The 20,744-nt window shown below is 71.4% G+C and carries 17 protein-coding genes, 1 tRNA gene and 1 riboswitch; of the genes, 13 read left to right on the top strand and 5 right to left on the bottom strand.

The window, feature by feature from the left end; all coding sequences use genetic code 11:
* Window positions 1-25 precede the first annotated feature (25 nt).
* Both menD and CIK71_RS00960 read left to right on the top strand, forming a co-directional pair.
* Window positions 26-1,936, top strand: coding sequence for a 2-succinyl-5-enolpyruvyl-6-hydroxy-3-cyclohexene-1-carboxylic-acid synthase (gene menD / locus CIK71_RS00965; RefSeq protein WP_096163321.1), 1,911 nt, complete (start codon window positions 26-28; stop codon window positions 1,934-1,936).
* 23 nt (window positions 1,937-1,959) lie between these two features.
* A complete protein-coding gene (locus CIK71_RS00960; protein ID WP_245857246.1) occupies window positions 1,960-3,510 on the top strand; it encodes a S1C family serine protease in 1,551 nt (516 codons plus the stop codon).
* Between the two features lie 25 nt (window positions 3,511-3,535).
* Here the strand turns inward: CIK71_RS00960 and CIK71_RS00955 are convergent, their stop codons facing one another.
* Window positions 3,536-4,876 (bottom strand): isochorismate synthase, encoded by a 1,341-nt coding sequence (locus CIK71_RS00955; RefSeq protein WP_158542031.1) that lies wholly within the window; start codon window positions 4,874-4,876, stop codon window positions 3,536-3,538.
* A gap of 173 nt (window positions 4,877-5,049) precedes the next feature.
* On the opposite strand from CIK71_RS00955, the gene CIK71_RS00950 reads away from it, so the two are divergent.
* Window positions 5,050-6,459: a cell division protein PerM gene (locus tag CIK71_RS00950; protein WP_096163318.1), complete on the top strand. Its 1,410-nt coding sequence runs from the start codon at window positions 5,050-5,052 to the stop codon at window positions 6,457-6,459.
* A 112-nt stretch (window positions 6,460-6,571) separates the two neighbouring features.
* On the opposite strand, the gene CIK71_RS00945 is transcribed toward CIK71_RS00950, so the two are convergent.
* Entirely contained in the window at window positions 6,572-6,997 is a 426-nt protein-coding gene (locus tag CIK71_RS00945; RefSeq protein WP_096163317.1) for a hypothetical protein, read from the bottom strand.
* Between the two features lie 89 nt (window positions 6,998-7,086).
* Between CIK71_RS00945 and purN the strand changes: the two genes are divergently transcribed.
* From purN to ppk2, 3 genes are all read left to right on the top strand, one after another.
* Window positions 7,087-7,668 carry a phosphoribosylglycinamide formyltransferase gene (gene purN, locus CIK71_RS00940; protein ID WP_158542030.1) on the top strand — a complete coding sequence of 194 codons (582 nt, stop codon included), beginning with the start codon at window positions 7,087-7,089 and terminating at the stop codon, window positions 7,666-7,668.
* A gap of 35 nt (window positions 7,669-7,703) precedes the next feature.
* A riboswitch (ZMP/ZTP riboswitch) is annotated at window positions 7,704-7,781 on the top strand.
* A 32-nt stretch (window positions 7,782-7,813) separates the two neighbouring features.
* Window positions 7,814-9,469, top strand: a complete 1,656-nt coding sequence (purH, locus tag CIK71_RS00935) for a bifunctional phosphoribosylaminoimidazolecarboxamide formyltransferase/IMP cyclohydrolase (RefSeq protein ID WP_096163315.1) — start codon at window positions 7,814-7,816, stop codon at window positions 9,467-9,469.
* Window positions 9,470-9,672: 203 nt separating this feature from the next.
* Window positions 9,673-10,578: a polyphosphate kinase 2 gene (gene ppk2, locus CIK71_RS00930; protein WP_096163314.1), complete on the top strand. Its 906-nt coding sequence runs from the start codon at window positions 9,673-9,675 to the stop codon at window positions 10,576-10,578.
* A gap of 99 nt (window positions 10,579-10,677) precedes the next feature.
* Here ppk2 and aspA read toward each other — a convergent pair whose 3' ends face one another.
* The gene (aspA, locus tag CIK71_RS00925) at window positions 10,678-12,192 is read right to left on the bottom strand and encodes an aspartate ammonia-lyase (protein ID WP_096163313.1); all 1,515 of its coding nucleotides are present in this window, start codon (window positions 12,190-12,192) and stop codon (window positions 10,678-10,680) included.
* Between the two features lie 86 nt (window positions 12,193-12,278).
* Here aspA and CIK71_RS00920 point away from each other — a divergent pair, with 86 nt between their 5' ends.
* The 4 genes from CIK71_RS00920 to galK all read left to right on the top strand — a co-directional run bounded on the left by CIK71_RS00920 (window position 12,279) and on the right by galK (window position 16,601).
* A complete protein-coding gene (locus CIK71_RS00920; RefSeq protein WP_096163312.1) occupies window positions 12,279-12,569 on the top strand; it encodes a DUF3017 domain-containing protein in 291 nt (96 codons plus the stop codon).
* An 84-nt stretch (window positions 12,570-12,653) separates the two neighbouring features.
* Window positions 12,654-14,132 carry a threonine/serine exporter family protein gene (locus CIK71_RS00915; RefSeq protein ID WP_096163311.1) on the top strand — a complete coding sequence of 493 codons (1,479 nt, stop codon included), beginning with the start codon at window positions 12,654-12,656 and terminating at the stop codon, window positions 14,130-14,132.
* Complete coding sequence (locus CIK71_RS00910) at window positions 14,129-15,217, top strand: lactonase family protein (RefSeq protein WP_096163310.1); 1,089 nt, start codon at window positions 14,129-14,131, stop codon at window positions 15,215-15,217. The genes CIK71_RS00915 and CIK71_RS00910 overlap by 4 nt, the downstream gene beginning before the upstream one ends.
* A 115-nt stretch (window positions 15,218-15,332) precedes the next feature.
* Entirely contained in the window at window positions 15,333-16,601 is a 1,269-nt protein-coding gene (gene galK, locus CIK71_RS00905) for a galactokinase (protein WP_096163309.1), read from the top strand.
* A 3-nt stretch (window positions 16,602-16,604) separates the two neighbouring features.
* On the opposite strand, the gene CIK71_RS00900 is transcribed toward galK, so the two are convergent.
* Both CIK71_RS00900 and CIK71_RS00895 read right to left on the bottom strand, forming a co-directional pair.
* Window positions 16,605-17,663: an adenosine deaminase gene (locus CIK71_RS00900; protein WP_096163308.1), complete on the bottom strand. Its 1,059-nt coding sequence runs from the start codon at window positions 17,661-17,663 to the stop codon at window positions 16,605-16,607.
* Window positions 17,664-17,717: 54 nt separating this feature from the next.
* Window positions 17,718-18,962 (bottom strand): pyridoxal phosphate-dependent aminotransferase, encoded by a 1,245-nt coding sequence (locus tag CIK71_RS00895; protein ID WP_096163307.1) that lies wholly within the window; start codon window positions 18,960-18,962, stop codon window positions 17,718-17,720.
* A 245-nt stretch (window positions 18,963-19,207) separates the two neighbouring features.
* Here CIK71_RS00895 and CIK71_RS00890 point away from each other — a divergent pair.
* The 3 genes from CIK71_RS00890 (at window position 19,208) to nusG (ending at window position 20,638) form a co-directional block, all read left to right on the top strand.
* Window positions 19,208-19,280: transfer RNA gene (locus CIK71_RS00890), tRNA-Trp, on the top strand.
* A gap of 63 nt (window positions 19,281-19,343) precedes the next feature.
* Window positions 19,344-19,616 (top strand): preprotein translocase subunit SecE, encoded by a 273-nt coding sequence (gene secE / locus CIK71_RS00885; RefSeq protein ID WP_096163384.1) that lies wholly within the window; start codon window positions 19,344-19,346, stop codon window positions 19,614-19,616.
* Between the two features lie 74 nt (window positions 19,617-19,690).
* Window positions 19,691-20,638, top strand: a complete 948-nt coding sequence (gene nusG, locus CIK71_RS00880; protein ID WP_096163306.1) for a transcription termination/antitermination protein NusG — start codon at window positions 19,691-19,693, stop codon at window positions 20,636-20,638.
* Window positions 20,639-20,744 lie beyond the last annotated feature (106 nt).

Raw genomic sequence — 20,744 nt, 5'->3', positions numbered from 1 at the left:
GCACGGAGAGAACTACCCTGGCAGCATGCACGAGACCGCCGACATCGCCGCCCCGTCCGGGATCACGCCTCCCACACCCACCGGGTCCGGCGCGGTGGATCAGGCCTGCGCGATCTGGCACGCCCTGGCCGAGCTCGGTGTCCGGGACGCGGTGCTGGCCCCCGGCTCCCGCAGCGCCCCGCTCGTCTACGGGCTCGCTCGCCCTGATCTCGAGGCCAGGATCCGCGCGCACGTGCGGATCGACGAACGGGCCGCGGCCTTCACGGCGCTGGGCCTGTCGCGGCATGATCCGGCGCACCCCGCGGTGGTCGTGACGACCTCCGGCACCGCCACCGCCCATCTCCACGCCGCCGTGATGGAGGCCCACCACTCGCGGATCCCGCTGCTGGTGGTCACCGCGGACCGGCCAGCCGAGCTGCGTGAGGTCGGCGCGAACCAGACCACCCGCCAGGCGGGCATGTACCGCTCGCTGGTGCGGTTCGAGGCCGATCTGCCCGCGCCCACCGCCCGCCGTGCCACCGACGTCGAACTGCGCACCGCCGTCTCCACCGTCGCCCGCGCGCTGGCCGCCGCGACCTCCGAGCACCCCGGCCCCGTGCACCTGAACCTCTCCTTCCGCGATCCGCTCGTGCCGCACGTCGAGCCCCCTGCGGCCGACGCAGCGGGTGCATCCGCCGCAGCGGGTGCGCCGGCCGCGGACGAGGACGAGCACGCGACGGGCGAGAGCCGGGACGCGATCGTGCTCACCCGGCGCGCCCGCCCCGTCCCGCCGCAGCCGCAGCCGGTGCCGATCTCCTCGCGCACGGTCGTGGTCGCCGGCGACGGCGCCGGGCCGGCCGCTCGCGAGCTCGCCGAGCAGCATGTGCTGCCGCTGCTGGCAGAGCCCAGCTCGGGAGCGCATGCCGGCACCTCTCTGGTACCCGGCTATCCCGCCCTGCTCGCCCAGGTGATGGCCGACCGCGGGCATCCGCTGCGCCCGGACCGTGCGATCGTGATGGGCCGTCCGACCCTCTCGCGGTCCGTGATCGGCGCGCTGCTCGGCGCCGACGACGTCGACGTGATCGTCGTGGACCCGCACCTGGATTGGGCCGACGCCGCCCGTCGCGCCCGCCTCGTGGTACCTGCCGCGATCGGCGAGGACCCGGCCCTTGCGGCAGACGCGACAGACGAGACAGACACGACTGATGCGACTGATGCGACTGATGCGACTGACGCGACCGATGCGGCAGGTGCGTCAGCCGGGACCGGCGCGACCGAGCGCGACCTGACCGCCGTGACCGACACAGCCGAGCTCGCCGCGCGCCGGGCGCATCTCGCGGCCTGGAGCCGTGCCGCGGCGCAGATCTCCTCCGGGCTCCCACGCAGCTGGCAGCAGACGGCGGCGCTCGCCGTCTGGGACGCCTCCGGGGCACGGGACACGCTGGTCCTGGGCTCCTCCAGCCTGGTGCGCGATCTCGAGCAGCATGCCGGCCCCACCTCCGCCCGGGTGATCGCCAACCGCGGTCTGGCCGGTATCGATGGCACCACCGCGCTCGCCGGCGGCATCGCCCTGGCACAGCAGGACCCGCGCCGCGGCGCTGCGGACCCCGGGCGGGTGCGACTGCTGGTCGGGGACCTCACTGCGCTGCACGACCTCACCGGCCTGATCATCGGCCCCGAGGAGACGCGGCCCGACCTCGACGTGGTGATCGTCGACGACGGCGGCGGCCGGATCTTCTCCGGGCTCGAGCACTCCGCAGCGCCCCCGGAGCTGCTGCGCCGCTTCTTCACCACCCCGCACGGCACGGACCTCGCGGCGGCCGCCGCTGCACTGGGCGCCGAGGCCCGCGAGCTGACGACGGACAGCCTCGGCACAGCTCTGTCACAGCCGGGACCCGGGCTGCGGGTGTTTGTTGTGGTGCAGGAAGAGCACAGCACTCTCTCGTCGACCCTGTAGCTGGAGGTGTTCCCATGGCGGACATGAACGATCCGTACGAACCGACCGAGCGCCCGGAGGGCGCCATGCCCCCCGCCGACCACCCGAGCACCGGCACTCCTCCCCGTGACCAGCAGGCGTTCGACGACGGAGGGCAGCAGCCGACCAGCGGCTATGGCGCACCGTGGCAGCCCGCCTCCGGAGACGGCGAGGGCAGCCGGCAGCCCGCGCCCTATCCGGGCCCCGACGCCCGGACCGAGCAGCTCTTTCCCGCGCCCGGTTCCGCGCACGGCGTCGCACCGGCCCCCGGGACCGCCGATGGCGCTGACCCCTCCGCTCACGGGATGCCGGCCTTCGGCCCCTCGACTCATGGGGCGTCGGCCTTCGGCGCTGCCACCCACGCGGCTCCTGCCGCCGGTGGGGGCTCCCACGGGGCTCCTGCCGTCGGTGCGGCGGCTGCTGCCCCTGCGCGTCGACGCGGGCCCGGCTGGGCGGGCGTGACCGGTCTGGTCGCCCTGGGCATGCTGGTCTCCAGCGGCCTGACCCTTTCCGGAGTGGTCGCCTACGACCAGCTGCTGGGCCCGGAGACCGCTGCGACCTCGCAGGCCGGCTCGAGCACCGAGGAGCCGAGCACCGCTCGTCCCGCGTCGGTCTCCACGACCGACACCCCGGACTGGGGGACGGTCGCCGAACAGGTCTCGCCCAGCGCGGTCGCCATCCAGGTCGCGACTGATTCCGGCGCCGGGGAGGGCACGGGCGTGGTCCTGGACGACAACGGTTCGATCCTCACCAACAATCACGTGGTCGACGGCGCGCGCTCGATCCAGGTCACCATGAACGACGGCCTCGGATACACCGCGACCGTCGTCGGCACCGACACGACCACCGACCTCGCCGTGATCCGCCTGGACTCGCCGCCCGATGATCTCCAGCCGGCGACCTTCGCGGACTCCGCGACCGTCGAGGTCGGCCAGCCGGTGATGGCGCTGGGGACACCGCTGGGCCTCGAGAACACGGTGACCACGGGGATCATCTCCGCCGTGGATCGCCCGGTGACCGCCGGCGGCGAGGATCCCAGCGGCTCGGACGCCACCTACACCTCGGCGCTGCAGACCGACGCCGCGATCAACCCCGGCAACTCCGGCGGGCCGCTCATCGACGCCGCCGGGCAGGTGATCGGTATCAACTCCTCGATCGCGGGGATCGCCAGCAGCACGGGACAGGCCGGCAGCATCGGGCTCGGGTTCGCGATCCCGTCGAACACCGCCACCATGATCGCCGAGCAGCTCAAGGACAGCGGCTCCGCGGATCATTCCTTCCTCGGCGTCACCAGCAGCGACGGCACCGAGACCGTCGGCGACGTCTCCTATCGCGGAGCGCAGGTGCGCGGTGTGGAGGGCGGCAGCCCCGCTGCCGAGGCCGGGCTGCGCGAGGGTGACCTGATCACGAAGGTCGACGACACCCCGGTGGGCGGCGCCGCCGCCCTGACCGGCGTGGTGCGAGGGCTTCCCGTCGATTCCTCGCACACGCTCACGGTGGTGCGGGACCAGGACGAGCAGACCCTCGACGTCACCCTGGCGGGCCAGCCCTCCTGAGCCGAGCGCCGACGCGGATCGCGCGTCAGGCGCCGAGAGTGCGCGAGATGCGCGAGGTGTCGACCTCGCCGGTGCGCGGGGTGGAGCGACGCAGCGCCCGCAGCATCGGCCGGCATTTGGCGAGCGTCTCGGCATGCTCGGAGACGGGATCCGACGCCGCGACCAGACCGCCGCCCGCCTGCAGCGTCACCGTGCTGTCGCCGTGCAGATGAGCCATCCGCAGGGCGATCGCCCACTGGCCGTCGCCCGCCGCGTCCAGCCAGCCCACCGGAGAGGCATAGCCGCCGCGGTCGCGGGGCTCCAGGCGCGCGATGATCTCGTCGGCCCGATCCCGCGGCGTGCCGGAGACAGCGGCCGACGGGTGCAGCCGCGCGGCGACGTCGAGACTGGTGACGCCCTCGCGCAGGCGGGCGGAGACATCGGAGGCCAGATGCTCCAGCCCCGGCAGGCGCAGCACGAACGGGGCGGGGGAGACGTCCAGGTCCTCGGCGAGCCCCTCGAGACGGTCCACCACCGAGTCGACCGCGAAGGCGTGCTCGGAGAGCTCCTTGGCATCGGTGCGGAAGGCACGGCGGTCCACCTCATCGAGCTCGCTGTCGTCGGCGACCGGGCGGGTCCCGGCCAGGACCCGGGAGAAGATCCGACCCTCCTGGGTCTGGGCGAGCATCTCCGGGCTCGCGCCGATCACGTCATCGAGGTGGTACACCCAGGTGCTCGGATAGTCATGGGCCAGGCCCGCGAGCAGCAGCGCCGGCTCGAGGCGCTGCGGGGCGGTCACCGTGGTGCGCTCGGACAGGACCACCTTCTCGGCACGGCCCTCGCGGATCTCCGCCACGGCCTGCTGCACGAGCGACTGGTATTCGTCCGGCGTGTGATCCGCCTCGACCTCCAGCTCCGCCGGAAGATCCGACGCGGCAGGCGTCGAGCCGAACAGATCACGCCAGGACCTCGGCATCACCGGCTCCTCGTCGACCCCGACCACCGTCAGGAAGGCCTCGCCGTCGTGCACCCCCAGCAGGGCGCGGGGGACCACCAGGCGCGAGGGCCGCTCGGATCCGTCGGCGTAGGAGAAGCTGCCCAGGGCGATCAGCCCGGACATGCGCGTGCGCACCTCGTCATCGACCCGGGCGCGGGCCGCGATGCCCTGGAAAGCGGCACCCGCTGCGGCGAAGCGGTGCGCGCCGGCCGTCTGCACGCTCCAGGCGGTGCCGCGGGCGACCACGCCCTGGCCATGGCGCAACCATGCTCCGCTCACGTCGGCAGGGATATGGCCGAGCAGGTCGACGGGTTCCTCGATGCGCACGGTGCGCACCACCAGCGTCACCTCGGCAGCGGAGGGCTCAGGGGAAGACAGGGAGGCGGGCATCGGAGTCATTATGCGTCACCTGCCCGGCTCTGCGCCGTGACTCGCGTCCCGTCCCGAGGTGCGCGGGTGCGGGGCACGGAGGTGCGACCATGGACCGGCGACCGCGCCCGCGAGGTCGCTCGGCCCGTATCCGGGGCCGCTTCCCCCGTCGTGACCCGCTCAAGGAGCAGTTCGTGAACAGCACCGGCGACAGCATTGCGACGCCCCTGGTCCGTGGGACGATCGCCGCCGCCGTGTCCCTGGGCACCGCCATCGCCCTCGTCGTCGTCCCCGCGCTCGCCGCGCAGGTCGCCGGCACCCGATCCACCGCGACCGCGCTCGACGCGATCATCATCGCGCTGAACGTCCTGGTGCTCGGCCACGGCGGCGGGATCGTGCTCAGCACCGGTGTGGTCGACGGCGCGGTGACGCTCACTCCCTTCGGTCTGCTCGCGCTGTTGATCCTCGTCTCCACCCTCGGCATGCGCCGCGTGGGAGGCGCGCTGGAGCTGGTGCGCGACGACGGCGTGCTGCGCGTGCGCGCCCTCCGTGACGCCGGCGGTGCACTCGGCGCCTACGTCGGGGTGTACGCGATCGGCTTCACGGTGATCGCCGCGATCGGGCGCAGCAGCGAGAGCAGTCCCGTCGTGACCTCCGCGATCGTCTCCGGCGCGATGGTCGCCGTGGTGGGCGGCCTGCTGGGCCTGCTGTGGTCGCTGCGCCGCGAGCCGACGTCCACCGTGCCCGGCGTGCGGGTGCTCGGCCTGCTCCCCGCCCCGTACGGCGACGTCGCCCGCGCCGCGCTCATCGCCCTGATCGGGATGCTCAGTGCCGGGATGCTGCTGGTGCTGGTGATGATGCTGGTCTCCCTCCCCGCGCAGTCCTCCCTGTTCCAGACCCTCGACCCCGGAGCGGTGGGCGGCATCGTGCTCACGCTCGTCCAGCTGGCGCTGCTGCCGCTGCTTGCGGTGTGGGCGCTCGTGGTCGCCCTCGGCGGCACGATCGGCGTGGGAACCGCCACCTCGCTCTCGCTGAACGGCTCCGAGACCGGCGTGCTGCCGGCCCTGCCCCTGCTCGGGGCACTGCCGGGCCCGGGAGATTTCGGATGGTGGGTGTGGCTGCTGATCGTGCTGCCCGCGGTGCCCGTCGTGCTCGGTGCGCTCCGCCTGGTGCGGGACACCGGCGACCTCGGGCGGCGCGACCGGATCTCCGCGTGGGTCGCCTATCCGCTGACCGTGATGGTCGGCGTGCTGCTGCTCGCGGGGCTGTCCACCGGCGGCATCGGCGAAGGCCGGCTGGTGCATCTCGGGCCACAGATGGCCACGCTCATCCTGCCGCTGCTCGGCGTGGTCGTGGTCAGCACCGGTGGCGTGCTCCTCGTGCGCGTCTCGCCGCTGGTGCCGTGGGTGCAGGCGCAGATCGCCGCACTGCGGGACAGGGTCGAGAGCGCCGAGCGCACCGAGCGTCTGGGAAGGCCAGACGGCGCCGAGAGCGGCGCCGACTCCGATGAGGAGGGTGACGCCGACGACGAGGGCGGCGCCGGTCCCGACACCGACGCCAGCGCCGAGGACGAGCAGGACGGGTCGAGAGACCAGGAGAACTGATCAGCAGCCCTGACCAGCGGCCCAGATCAGCACGCCCGATTGACCGACCAGCGGCCCTGATCGGCACGCCTGACCGGTGCGCGGTGCCGAGGGTGATCAGCCGCTCAGCCGCTCAGCCGCCCAGCAGCTCGCTGACCCACGTGGCCATCGAATCCTGCGCGTCGGCCGTGCAGGAGGACCGCGCGTGCTCGGTGAGCGCGGAGGCGTGGCACTCCTGGATGTCGAGCATCGGACCATAGAACAGCAGCGAGAGCAGCGACCCGGTGACGATCATCAGCGTGGCCGGGACGCCCACGACGAGCGAGAGCACGGCCATGAGGTGACGACCTTGACGGAAGGTCTGCACCGCGGCCAGCACCAGCAGCACCATCGCGGCCAGCGCGGTCACACCGGCGGCCAGCGAATAGGGGAGCGGCGCGAGCAGCAGCAGCCAGGACGCGAGCATCGTCAGCAGCAGCGCGGTCAGCGTGCGGGGGCGTCGCGTGGTGGCCGGGTCCTGGGGGCGTTCCTGCCGCTCGCCGTCGTGTTCGCTGCTCATTCGTCCTATTGTGCCCGTTCCGGCGGCTGTGCGTGCGCCCGGCCCGAGCCCGCCCACATCGCCGTGGCCGCGGGGATTATCCTGGCCCGGTGACCCGCACCCCCATCACCGTTCTCATCTCCGGCACCGGTTCGAACCTCTCCGCCCTACTGCGGGCGACCGCCGAGCCCGACTGCCCCTACACCGTGGTGGGAGTGATCGCGGACCGGGACGCGACCGGGCTCGAGCATGCCCGCACCGCGGGGATCCCCACCGAGGTGGTGCGTCTGCGCGACCATGCCGACCGCGCCGCCTGGGACGAGGCCCTGGCCGCGGCCGTCGCCCGGACCGAGCCGCAGCTGGTGGTGCTGGCCGGCTTCATGAAGCTCGTGGGCCCGCCGCTGCTGGACGCCTTCGGGGGCCGCATCGTCAACACCCATCCCGCGCTGCTGCCCTCGTTCCCCGGCGCCCACGGCGTGCGCGACGCCCTCGCCCACGGCGTGAAGATCACCGGGGCCAGCGTGATCGAGGTCGACGCCGGCGTGGACACGGGGCGGATCCTGGCGCAGGTCGCCGTGGAGATCCTCGAGGACGACACGGAGGACACCCTCCACGAGCGCATCAAGACCGCCGAGCAGCCGTTGCTGGTGGACGTGGTGCGTCGCCTCGCCGCGGAGTCGACCGGCCGCTGAACAAGTCGTGCGGAGCGCGAGGGCGACTGGCTAGGATGGCCCCACACGACTGGCGAAGGTGGGCGACCACCGGGGAGTGACCGATACGAGCATCGACCGCCTGGGTGCTCGACGCAAGGACCCGATCCGAACAGGAGCACGCCTCGTGACCACCACTCAGCGCCGCCCGATCCGCCGCGCCCTCATCTCCGTCTTCGACAAGACCGGCATCGTCGACCTCGCCCGCACCCTGGCCGAGCATGATGTCGAGATCGTCTCCACCGGTTCCACCGGTGCGACCATCCGGGAGGCCGGGATCGACGTGACCGACGTCGAGACCGTGACCGGTTTCCCCGAGATGCTCGATGGCCGGGTGAAGACCCTGCACCCGCGCGTGCACGGGGGGCTCCTCGCCGACCAGCGCCTGGACTCCCACCGTGCGCAGCTCGCCGAGCACGGTATCGAGCCGTTCGACCTCGTCGTGGTGAACCTCTACCCGTTCAGCGAGACCGTCGCCGCGGGCGGCAGCTTCGACGAGATCATCGAGAAGATCGACATCGGCGGCCCGTCCATGGTGCGCGGCGCGGCGAAGAACTTCGCCTCCCTCGCCGTGGTCGTGGATCCCGAGAACTACTCGACCGCCGCCGAAGCGGTCGCCGTCGGCGGGTTCTCGCTGTCCGAGCGCCAGGAGCTCGCCACCATCGCCTTCACCCGCACCGCCGAGTACGACGAGGCGATCAGCGACTGGATGCTCTTCCAGCTCGCGGACGACGACGCCGAGGCCGAGGAGCAGGAGGACGAGCAGGAGGCGGAGTCCCTCAACATCCTCGACCTCAGCGAGGAGGACGCCGCGGAGCTCGGCTTCACCGCCACCCTGCGCTACGGCGAGAACCCCCACCAGCGCGCGCGCCTGGCCGTCACCGATCCCGACGTCCCCGGGATCGCCGGTGCGGAGCAGCTCGGCGGCAAGGCCATGAGCTACAACAACTACGTCGACGCCGACGCCGCCGTGCGCGCCGCCTACGACCACGAGCGGCCCTGCGTCGCCGTGGTCAAGCACAACAACCCGTGCGGCCTCGCCGTGGCCGAGGAGAGCGAGGACATCGCCGTCGCCCATCTGCGCGCCCACGGCACCGATCCGCTGTCCGCCTACGGCGGCGTCATCGCCACCAACCGGACGGTGACTCTCGCCATGGCCCAGCAGGTCAAGCCGATCTTCACCGAGGTCATCCTGGCCCCCGCCTATGAGGACGCGGCGCTCGAGCTGCTGCGCACCAAGAAGAACCTGCGGATCCTGCGGCTGCAGGGCGAGTACTCCCGCGAGATCGAGATGCGCGAGATCTGGGGCGGCCTGCTGATCCAGGACGCCGACGTGATCGACGCCGACGGCGATGACCCGTCGGCATGGACGCTCGCCGCCGGAGAGGCGGCCGACGAGGCCACCCTGGCCGATCTCGCCTTCGCCTGGCGCTCGGTGCGCGCGGTGAAGTCCAACGCGATCCTGCTGGCCTCGGGCGGTGCCGCCGTGGGGCTCGGCATGGGGCAGGTCAACCGCCTGGACTCCTGCCGCCTCGCGGTCTCCCGCGCGAACTCCCTGGGCGAGCACGCCGAGGGAGAGGCCGCACCGGAGCGCGCCCGGGGTGCGGTCGCCGCATCGGATGCCTTCTTCCCGTTCGCGGACGGCGCCCAGATCCTGCTGGACGCCGGCGTGCGCGCGATCGTGCAGCCGGGCGGATCCATCCGCGACGAAGAGGTCATCGAGGCCTGCCGCGCCGCCGGCGCGACGCTCTACCTCACCGGCACCCGCCACTTCGCGCACTGAGCGCATCCCGGGCCCGACACCGCACGCCGGGCCCGTCCAACCGACCGGTCGCCCCGAGATCCCGCTTCCGGGCTCGGGGCGACCGCCCTCCCGGCGTCCGCTGCACGGATCCGAGCCCGTCGTACGATGATCCGTTCACCGTCGCGACACCCGCGCCCCCTAGAGTTGGGGCCATACATCTGCGTGATCCCGAAGGAGTGGACGTGAAGATCCCCGATAACCAGAGCCTGCGCGAATACATCGAGCATCTGCGCGAAGAGGGGTATTCGGTCAAGGACGGGCACACGCCGGACCCGGATCTCATCGATCCGCAGGGCAACCCCGTCTACACCTGGCAGGAGGGGTACCCCTACGAGACGCGCATGGATCGCGACGAGTACGAGCGTGAGAAGTACAAGCTCCAGGTCGAGCTGCTGAAGTACCAGTACTGGCTCGAGGACAACGATCAGAAGTCGATCATCATCTTCGAGGGGCGCGACGCCGCCGGCAAGGGCGGCACGATCAAGCGCTTCACGGAGCACCTGAACCCCCGCACCGCCCGGGTGGTGGCGCTGAACAAGCCCAGCGACCGCGAACGCGGCCAGTGGTATTTCCAGCGCTACATCCAGCATCTGCCCACCGAGGGCGAGATGGTGCTGTTCGATCGCTCCTGGTACAACCGTGCCGGCGTGGAGCGGGTCATGGGCTTCGCCTCGCCGGAGGAGTACGAGACCTTCATGAATCAGGTGCCGTACTTCGAGCGCATGCTCGTGGACTCCGGCATCTTCGTCACCAAGTTCTGGTTCTCCGTGTCCCAGAAGGAGCAGCGTACCCGTTTCGCGATCCGTCAGCTGGACCCGGTGCGCCGCTGGAAGCTCTCGCCGATGGACCTCGAGTCGCTGGACCGCTGGGAGGCGTACACCGAGGCCAAGGAGGAGATGTTCCGCCGCACGGACAAGAAGTACGCGCCGTGGACGATTATCCGCTCCAACGACAAGAAGCGTGCGCGCCTGAACGCGATGCGGTACTTCCTGTCCCAGTTCGAGTACGAGGGCAAGGACCATGAGGTGGTCGGCGTGCCGGACCCGAAGCTCGTCATGCGCGGCAAGATGGAGGAGGCCGACGAGTGATCCCGGGCTCCCCGCGCGACGCTCAGCGCCCTGCCGCCTCGACGACGCCCTGCCCCGTTCCTCGCCACGGTGGCGGGGCGTCGTCGATCAGGGGCGGCGTCAGCCCTCGGTGGTCGGATCCAGCGGCAGCCGCGTGATCTCCCCGGAATCCAGTCCGGCGTCCGGTATCACCGGCATGGTGCCGGTGTTCGTCGTGCGGTGCGGGCTCGTCATCGAGTCGGGGGAGAGCAGGCTCTCCAGGCGCCGCTCGTCGAGCAGACCCCGCTCGAGCACCAGTTCCGCGACCGGCCGGCCGGTCTCCAGCGCGGTGGAGGCGACATCGGTGGCGGCCGAGTAGCCGATCACCGGCACCAGCGCGGTGACCACGCCGATCGAATGCCGCAGGTAGTCCTCGAGCACGTCCGTGTTCAGGGTGATCCCGGAGACGCAGCGGTCGGCCAGGGTGTTCATCGCCCGAGTCATGATCCGGGTCGACTCCAGGATGTTGAAGCAGATCACGGGCTCGAAGGCGTTCAGCTGCAGCTGCCCGCCCTCCGCGGCGAAGGTCACGGTGAGGTCGTTGCCGATCACCTCGAAGGCGACCTGGTTGACGACCTCGGGGATCACCGGGTTCACCTTGCCCGGCATGATCGAGCTGCCCGGCTGCACGGAGGGCAGGTTGATCTCGTGGAAGCCCGCCCGCGGCCCGGAGGAGAGCAGCCGCAGGTCGTTGCAGATCTTGGAGATCTTCACCGCGATGCGCTTGAGCACCCCGGAGTAGGTGACGAACGCCCCGGTGTCGCTCGTGGCCTCGACCAGGTCGTCGGCCACCACGAAGGGCACGCCGGTGAGCTCGGCGAGCTCCTGCGCCGCCATCTGGGAGTACCGCGGATCGGTGGTGATCCCGGTGCCGATCGCGGTGGCGCCGAGATTGATCTCCTGGAACAGCGTCGCGGAGCGGGTGAGGCGCTCGACGTCCTCCTCGATCGTGGTGGCCCAGGCGTTGAACTCCTGGGCCACCGTCATCGGCACCGCGTCCTGCATCTGCGTGCGGCCCATCTTCAGCACGTCCGCGAACTCCTCGCCCTTGGCGCGCAGCGTGGTGATGAGATGGTCCATCGCCTCGGTCAGCGCCGGGAAGGTGAGCAGGATCGCGAGCCGCACGGAGGTGGGATACACGTCGTTCGTGGACTGCGAGAGGTTCACATGGTTGTTGGGGTGCAGGAAGTCGTAGTCGCCCTTGGCATGCCCCAGGATCTCCAGCCCGCGGTTGGCGATCACCTCGTTGGCATTCATGTTCGTGCTGGTCCCGGCGCCGCCCTGGATCATGTCCACCACGAAGTCCTCGTGCAGGGACCCGTCCACGATCTCGGCGCACGCCTGCTCGATCGCGGCCGCGTGCTCGTCGTCCAGTGCTCCGAGGCGGTGATTCGCACGCGCCGTGGCCCGCTTCACCTGCGCGAGCGCCTCGATCAACCGGGGGAAGTGGTGCAGGGGCACATCGGTGATGTGGAAGTTCTCCTGCGCGCGCAGGGTCTGGACGCCGTAATAGGCATCGGCGGGGACCTCGCGGTCGCCGAGCAGATCGTGCTCGATGCGGTGCGCGGAGGCGGTCGTCGAACCGGGGCTGGTCATATCGGGGGAGTCCTCCAGGTCGTCTGCGGCCGACGTCGTTGCCGACCACGGCCAGCGTAGCCCCGGGCGGCCCGTAGCATGGGGCCGTGCGTGATGACCGATCCCCCTTCACCCTCGGCGCCGCCTGCAGGCGGCAGGCCGTGCTGGTCCTGACGGTCCCCGCCGTGATCGTGATCGTCGTGGTCGGAGCGGTGGTGGGAGCGCCCGTGGCCGGAACGGCGCTCGCCGTGCTGCTGGGCGTGCTCGCCCTGGCACGAATCGTGCTGCCCGTCCGCGTGGTCGGGGCGCTCGCCGTGCGCTCCCGAGGCCTGGACGCGAGCGTCCTGGCGCTGCTCGCGATCGGCCTCGCGGTGCTGTCGGTCTCCCCGAACCTCTGAGACGCCGGGGCGTCCCGGGAATGTGAGCAGAACACCGCGGGCGGAGCCTGTATGCGGTGAACCTCCTTGTGGGACGATCGGTGCGTGCCCACCGATTCTGTCCGGCTCCATGCCGTGTTCGACCTCGCCATGAGGATCGGAGAAGGCCTGCTCACCAACGGGGCCGCGGCGTCCGAGGTGACGGCGACCGTCCTCCGGATCACCAGCTCGTCGGGCCTGCGCAACGTCTCGGTGCAGGTCACCTTCGACGAGGTGGTCATCTCCTATCTCGCGGACGAGACCTCGACCCCCTTCACCAGGGTGCGCTCCGCAGCGGCCCGGGTGCAGGACTTCGCGCGCCTGTCCGCCTTCGAGGACATCACCCACGGCTACATCGCCGGTGATCTCCCGCTGGAGGAGGCCCGGCGGATGGCCGAGTCCATCCCGCGCACGCCCCCGGCCTACAAGCTGCCGCTGGTGGTCCTCGGCTTCGCCGTGATGGGCGGCGCCGCGGCGCTCAGCTTCGGCGCCGGCACGCTCGTGGTGCTGGCGGCGACCGTCGCCGCCGGGTTCCTCATCGCCTCCGGGGAGCTGCTGGGCCGCAAACAGATCCCGCCCTTCTACGGGCAGGCCATCGGCGGCTTCCTCGCCGTGGCCGCGGCGATGCTGGTGAGCCTCATCAACCCGAACGTGAACTCCTCGATCGTGGTCGTCTCCTGCATCATCGTGCAGCTGTGCGGACTCTCCTCGATCGCGGCCGTGCAGGATGCCGTGACCGGCTGGTACGTCACGGCCGCCGGGCGCATCCTGGAGACCCTCATGCTCACCATCGGCCTCGTGGTCGGGGTGCGCGGGGGCATGCTCCTGGCCGACGGGCTGGGCGTGGACATCTCCGTGAACGAGTCGATCCCGATCTCCCTGATCACGATCGCGTGGGTGGTCGTCTCCGGCATCGGGATGGGCATCGGCTTCGGTGTGGGCACCCAGGTGCCCTGGCGGGTGCTGCCCTGGATGGCACTGGTGGCCACGATCTCCGCCCTGATCTCCCACGTCGTCACCGGCCTCCTCCTGGAGCGGGTGTACGCGGTGACGCTCGCCGGGCTCGTCACGGGACTGCTCGCCGTGGTGCTCGGGGACCGCCTGCGCCGGCCCACCCTGCTGTTCGTCATGGGCGGGATCATCCCGCTGGTGCCCGGCAGCCTCATCTACCGCGGTCTGCTGCTCCTCGGGGAGGACGTCAGCGCAGGCGGTGCCCAGCTGTTCGGCGCGGCCGAGATCGCGATCGGGATCGCGGCCGGTGCGGTTCTCGGGCAGCTGCTGGCCTCGCGCGTGCTGCCGTACTTCCGTCGCAGCGAGATCGCCTACACCCCGAGCATCTCCTCGCCGTTCACCACCATGCGCCGGCGTCGTCTCAGCCTCGGCTCGCGCAGTCTCCGGCGTCGCAACGGCCCCCAGCTGGTCGAGCCGTCTACGATGACGGGCGAGATGACGGCGCTGTCACCCGCGATGTTCGACGAGCTGGAGGACTTCGATCCTCCCGCCCATGCGACGGGGACGGCCGCGGACCCCGAGGAGACCCCATGAGCCCCACCGCCCTGATCGCCACCGGCGGCTACTCGCGCAGCGGCACCGGCCGTGGCAGCGGTATCGAGCTGCTGCGGATCACCACCGCTGATGCCGACTCCGAGGCGGGAGCCGCGCAGCACCTGCAGGACGTCGAGCACCTGGCGACCGTCGACCTCCCGGACCCCTCGTTCGTGCTGTGGAGCGCCGAGGGCACCCTGCTCTACGCCGTGCTCGAGACGTCCCCCACCCGCGTGGTCGCCATGCGGGTCGCGGCCGACGGACGCAGCGCCGAGGTGGCCGCCGATCTCCCGCTCGAGGGCTCCGGCGGCTGCCACCTGGCCATCGGCCGCAGCCCCTCGACCCTGGTGGTCGCGGACTACGGCTCCGGGACCGTCGAGACGGTGCGCCTGGACGCCGACGGTCTGCCCACCGAGGTCATCGACGTGGACGATCACCACGACCGCGCCGACGGCCAGGATCCGCACCCCCACCAGGTGAGGACCCTGCCGGGGACCGAGACGCTCGCGGTGCCCGACCTCGGCCTGGACCGGGTCTTCCTCTACCGGCAGGATCTCGAGGGCCAGATGGGGCTGTGCGGCGAGATCCCCCTCAGCCGGGGCAGCGGCCCGCGGCACATCGCCCCTGATCACGAATCCGAGCTGCTGCACATCTCCTGCGAGCTGTCCGGCATGGTCGCCACCGCGGCCCGCCAGCCGCTGGAGTCCACGCGCTCCGCCCCGGCGGCTCTCGGCGGCACCGTGCACCGGTGGAGCGTGCGCTCGATGATCCCGGCCAGCACCCGCCCGGGAGAGAACTTCCCCTCCCACATCGAGCTCGCCGGCGAGGACGCGCTGCTGCTGGTCGCCAACCGCGGGCCGGACACGCTCTCGGTGCTGTCGCTGACGATGATGCGCCCGGAGATCGTCGCCGAGATCGAGGTGGGCGCCCATCCGCGGCACTTCACCCGTCTGGGGGACCTGGTGCTCGTCGCCGCCCAGGAGGCCGACCGCATCGACGTGCTCCAGCTGCAGGGCGAGGAGCTCTCCGTGGCCGGCGAGCCCATCCCCGCCCCCTCGGTGGCCTGCCTCGCCGTCCGCCCCTGAGGGACGGCTCAGCAGCGATGCGAGGGTGACGGCTAGACTCTTCCCGGCCGCGTCGGAGAGTGCCGCGGGGTTTTCGTCCCGCGCTCCGGCTCCTGATCGTCCTGGAGGAACAACCATGACCACTGCCGCAGATGCCGGCGCCGCTGATACCCGATACCCCGGTGCCACGGCCGCCCAGCCATCAGTGGTGGAGCTGTCCTCCGCCCCTGATCGCGGCGAGGCCGCTGCACGGGCGGAGGCGCTGTTCGAGGAGGCCTTCGGCTATGCGCCCGACGGCGTCTGGTCCGCTCCGGGCCGTGTGAACATCATCGGTGAGCATGTCGACTACCAGGACGGCCTGTGCCTGCCGATGGCGATCTCGCATCGCTGCTTCGCGGCCGCGGCCCGCACGCCCACCGACCGGGTGCGCCTGCGCTCCGCCCAGGACGACCTCGTGCTCGAGCTCGACGCTCGCGACCTGCGACCGGGCGCCGTCGAGGGCTGGCCGGCCTACGTGGCCGGCGTGCTGTGGGCGCTGCGGCCGCACATCTCCGGCGTCTCCACCCAGGGCATGGACATCATGATCGACGGGCAGGTGCCGCTGGGCGCCGGGCTGTCCAGCTCCGCCGCGCTCGAGTGCGCCGCCGGTGAGGCGATCGAGGCGCTGCTGTCGCTGGGCACCTCGCCGCTCGAGCGCGTACGGGCCGCGATCACCGCGGAGACCGACTTCGCCGGTGCCTCGACGGGTGGCCTGGACCAGTCCGCCTCGGTGCTCTCCCGCGCGGGCCACGCCCTGTTCCTGGACTGCCGCGACTTCTCGACCCGCGCCGTCCCGTGGGACCTGGCCTCCCAGGGCCTCGCCCTGCTGATCACCGATACCCGCGCCGAGCACTCGCACGTGGACGGCGAGTACACGGCCCGACGGGCCGACAGCGAGGCGGCCGCCTCCGTGCTGGGCATCGACACCCTGCGCGATGCGGACGTCGAGCAGCTCGACGAGCTGCTCGGCCGGATCCAGGACGAGGTGGTGCGCCGCCGTGCCCGCCATGTGCTCACCGAGATCCAGCGCGTGAAGGACTTCGACGCCCTGCTCGCCGCGGGCACCGTGCGGGAGAACGTCTCCGCCCTCGGCGCCCTGCTGAACGCCTCCCACGACTCGCTGCGCGAGGACTACGAGGTCACCGTCGAGCAGCTCGACGTGGCGGTCGACGCCGCCCGTGCGGCCGGCGCCCACGGCGCCCGGATGACCGGGGGCGGCTTCGGCGGCTCGACGATCGCTCTGGTCGAGGCCGACCAGGCGCAGATCGTCGCCGAGGCGATCGCGGCGGCTTTCGCCGAGCACGGCTTCACCGCCCCGGAGTTCTTCCTGGCCCTGCCCTCGGAAGGCGCCGGACAGGACCGCTGAGCCTCAGGAGGCGGCTGGGGGAGGGGCCGCGAGCCAGTCGCGCACCCCGTCCAGGAGGCGTGTCCTGGTGGCGTCGTCGGCCGCGGAGATCCGGATCGAGGAGGCGGCGAGGGCCGCGAGCTCCTCGTCGCTGAAGCCCATCTGGCGCGCGATCTCGTACTGCGCGACGAGCCGCGTGCCGAACAGCAGGGGATCGTCGGCGCCCAGAGCGATCTGGGCACCGGCATCGACCAGCTGACGCAGCGGCACGTCGGTGGGGTCCGCGACCACGCCGAGCGAGGCGTTGGAGGCAGGACACACCTCGAGGCCGACGCCCGCCTGCACGATGCGGTCCAGCAGTGCGGGGTCGTCGGCCGAGCGCACTCCGTGGCCCAGACGGTTCGGGGCGAGGTGGTCCATGACCGCCTCGACATGGGCGGGCCCCAGCAGTTCGCCGCCGTGCGGCACCGAGAGCAGGCCGGCCCGTCGAGCGATCGCGAAGGCGGGCCCGTACTCGCTGGTCACACCACGACGCTCGTCGTTGGACAGACCGAAGCCGATCACCCGGCCCGCGTGCTTCGCGGCGAGACGGGCCAGGGTGCGCGCGTCCAACGGATGGCGGGTGCGGGAGGCCGCGATGACGATCCCGACGCTCACCCCGGTCTCCTGCTCGGAGCGGTCGGCCTGGTCCAGCACGATCTCTGTGGCCGGCGTCAGACCGCCCACGAAGGGCGCGTAGCTCGTGGGATCGACCTGGATCTCCAGCCGGCCGGAGCCTTCCGCGGCGTCATCGAGCACCGCCTCGTGGAGGATCCGCCGCATCGCGGCCTCTGAATCCACCACGGTGCGCGCGGCGTCGTACTGCCGCTGGAAGCGGAACCAGCCCCGCCGCGTCGGCTCGACCTGCAGTGCGACGTCGTCGACCAACGAGCGCGGCAGGCGGATGCCGCGCTCGTCGGCCAGGTCCCACAGCGTCGTCGGCCGCATCGACCCGGTGAAATGGAGGTGCAGATGCGCCTTGGGCAGCGCGGAGAGATCCCGGCCGGCTGAGGCGGTCGCTGAGGAGGCAGCCGCTGCGGTCATCGCGTCTCCGCCCCGTGCAGGGGGCGGGGCCGTGTGCTCACTCGCACGTCGGGCTCATTCCGACAGCAGTGCCGCCACGCGGTCGATGCCCTCGGCGAGGTCCGCGTCGTGGAGCGCATAGGAGAAGCGCAGGTGACCGGGCGCCCCGAAGGCTTCACCGGGAACCGCCGCCACCTCGGCCTCCTCGAGGATCACCGTGGCGAGCTCGGTCGAGGTGGTGACACGGGTGCCCCGGATCTCTCGACCCAGCGCCCCGGAGACGTCCGGGAAGGCGTAGAAGGCACCGGTCGGGGTGGGCACCGAGAAGCCTGGCACCGCGGAGAGCTTCTCCACGATGGTGCGCCGGCGACGGTCGAAGGCCTCGCGCATCTCCTGGACGGGCTCCATCGGGCCGGTCAGCGCTGCGACCGCTGCCCGCTGCGCGATGTTGTTGACGTTCGAGGTCAGATGCGACTGCAGGTTCGAGGCCGCCTTGACGACGTCCTGCGGGCCGACCATCCAGCCCACCCGCCAGCCGGTCATCGCGAAGGTCTTGGCGACGCCGCCGAGGAGCACGGTGGTCTCGGCGAGCTCGGGCACCTCGGCGAGGATCGAGACGAACGGGACCCCGTCGTAGGTGAGGTGCTGGTAGATCTCGTCGGTGATCACCCACAGCCCGTGCTCGTGGGCCCAGCGGCCGAACTCCCGGATCTGCTCGGCGCTCATCACCGACCCGGTCGGGTTCGAGGGGGAGCACAGCACCACTGCCCGCGTGGCCTCGGTGCGGGCCGCCTCGAGCTGCTCGATCGTGGGCAGGTAGTCCTGGTCGGCACCGGCCAGGACGGGCACCTCGCGCGCACCGGTGAGCCGGATCGCCTCGGGGTAGGTGGTCCAGTACGGAGCGGGCAGGATCACCTCGTCGCCCGGGTCCAGGAGCGTGGCGAAGGTCTGGTAGACGGCCTGCTTGCCGCCGTTGGTGATCAGCGTCTGCGCCGACTCGATGGTCAGTCCGGTGGTCGCGGAGACGCTCTCCGCGACCGCGGTGCGCAGCTCGGGCAGCCCGGCGCCGGGGGAGTAGTGGTGGTTGGCGGGATCCTTCGCCGCCTCGATCGCCGCATCGACGACGTGCTGGGGCGTGGGGAAATCGGGCTCGCCGGCTCCGAAGCCGATCACGGGCCGACCGGCGGCCTTGAGCGCCTTGGCCTTCGCATCGACCGCGAGGGTCGCCGAGGGAGCGATCTCACGGACGCGCCGCGAGATGCGGTCGTGCGCGGCAGGCTGAGCGGAACGGGGGGCGGGGGCGGAGTCGTCGGAGGTCACACGCCTATCGTGGCAGAGGTCTCGCTCCGCTGCCAGGCCGACCGGTGTGCGGATGTCTCGGAGCATGTACTCTCGTGCCCGGTCCTCAGGCACGTCGCAGCACCAGCGCGGCAACGCGATGTGACGTGATCTGCGGCCGACGGATTCGCACCAGGTCCTTGCGGCTTGTATGCTGATCGCTGGTCAGAATCATGAATTCCGGCAACGGACTCATGGCACGACCGTTCGAGGGTTCTCCCTCGTGAAGGGCAGTGGCGCAATTGGTAGCGCAGCGGTCTCCAAAACCGCAGGTTGCAGGTTCGAGCCCTGTCTGCCCTGCCGGTCCGACCGGGTTCACCCGGTCGGATGCGGATGACCTCGACGAGATCGGACAGCTCAGACGTGAATTCCAGTCAGAACGCGCCGTCGACGCCCACCGGCGCCGACGCGGCGGGCCACAGGTCCCGCAACCCGTTCGTGGCTATCGGTCTGTTCGTCCGTCAGGTCATCGCCGAGCTCCGGAAGGTTGTCGTCCCGACCCGCAGGGACCTGGTCGTCTACACGATCACGGTCCTCGCATTCGTCGTGGCGATGATCCTGATGATCTTCGGCCTCGACGCAGCATTCAGCTGGTTGTCCCGGATCGCCTTCTCGGATCCCAGCGCGGGACTCTGAGTCCGGCCCGCGCCGTCGTACGCCGCACCGTGCCCGATCAGTCCCACCGCTGTCAGGAAGGCAGGTTCCCGCTGATGAGCGAGCAGACCTCATCCCCCGAAGACTCCTACCAGGACGTCGACGACTCCCTGTCGTTCTCGGCATCCCCCCAGTCCGAGGCCGCCGCGCCCCAGGGCGAGGACTCGGATCCCACGACGTCCGACGTCCAGGACGTCGCCGGCGAGGCTCCCACCGAGGATGAGGCCGCCGTCGAGACGCCCTCCGAGGGTGAGCCGGCCGCCGAGAGCGACGCGACCGTCGAGGGCGAGGCAGTCGCCGAGGGCGCGGAGGCCGACGCCGCTGATGCGGGCGACAGCGCGGAAGCCGGCGAGGCGGAGGAAGCCTCCGAGGAGACCGCCGCCGAGGACGAGGAGGAGGACCCCCTCGTCCAGCTCAAGCGCCACCTGCGCTCGGCCTTCGGCGAGTGGTACGTCATCCACTCCTACTCCGGTCACGAGAACCGCGTGAAGACGCAGCTCGCCACGCGCACCGAGACCCAGGACATGGAGGACTACATCTTCGAGGTCCAGGTCCCCATGGAGGACGCGACCGAGGTCAAGAACGGCCAGAAGAAGATCGTCCGCCGAGTGCGCATCCCCGGCTACGTGCTGGTCCGTATGGACCTGACCACCGAATCCTGGCGAGTCGTGCGCGATACGCCCGGCGTGACCGGCTTCGTGGGCAACGCCACCGAGCCCACTCCGCTCACGTTCGACGAGATCTACTCGATGCTCGAGCCGTCCGTCGGCCTGCCGGAGAAGAAGCGCTCCAGCGGCGGCACCCCGGCCAAGGCCCCGGCCGCGCAGAAGATGCCCGACTTCCACGTCGGCGAATCCGTCACGGTCATGGACGGGCCGTTCGAGACCATGCCGGCCTCGATCTCCGAGATCCACACCGAGTCGCAGAAGCTGCAGGTACTGGTCTCCATCTTCGGTCGCGAGACCCCGGTCGAGCTCGGCTTCGACCAGGTCGCGAAGATCTGACCCCGAGAACTGCTCGGCACTGCGGTCCTCCGACCGCAGGAGTACGACCAGGATCACTCGTGATCACGGTCGACGCCGACGCGGCGTGCAGGTAACGTCGCACCGG

This window comes from Brachybacterium alimentarium, from assembly GCF_002332425.1.
Taxonomy (GTDB): Bacteria; Actinomycetota; Actinomycetes; order Actinomycetales; family Dermabacteraceae; genus Brachybacterium; species Brachybacterium alimentarium.
This window is presented reverse-complemented; position numbering and strand designations above follow the sequence as displayed.

Bases quoted from the DNA above. Each gene is read 5' to 3' on its own strand.
- CIK71_RS00955 (WP_158542031.1), bottom strand. From the start codon at position 4,876: ATGCCCGCCTCCCTGTCTTCCCCTGAGCCCTCCGCTGCCGAGGTGACG.
- CIK71_RS00910 (WP_096163310.1), top strand. From the start codon at position 14,129: ATGAGCCCCACCGCCCTGATCGCCACCGGCGGCTACTCGCGCAGCGGC.
- galK (WP_096163309.1), top strand. From the start codon at position 15,333: ATGACCACTGCCGCAGATGCCGGCGCCGCTGATACCCGATACCCCGGT.
- CIK71_RS00900 (WP_096163308.1), bottom strand. From the start codon at position 17,663: ATGACCGCAGCGGCTGCCTCCTCAGCGACCGCCTCAGCCGGCCGGGAT.
- CIK71_RS00960 (WP_245857246.1), top strand. From the start codon at position 1,960: ATGAACGATCCGTACGAACCGACCGAGCGCCCGGAGGGCGCCATGCCC.
- menD (WP_096163321.1), top strand. From the start codon at position 26: ATGCACGAGACCGCCGACATCGCCGCCCCGTCCGGGATCACGCCTCCC.
- CIK71_RS00945 (WP_096163317.1), bottom strand. From the start codon at position 6,997: ATGAGCAGCGAACACGACGGCGAGCGGCAGGAACGCCCCCAGGACCCG.
- nusG (WP_096163306.1), top strand. From the start codon at position 19,691: ATGAGCGAGCAGACCTCATCCCCCGAAGACTCCTACCAGGACGTCGAC.
- aspA (WP_096163313.1), bottom strand. From the start codon at position 12,192: ATGACCAGCCCCGGTTCGACGACCGCCTCCGCGCACCGCATCGAGCAC.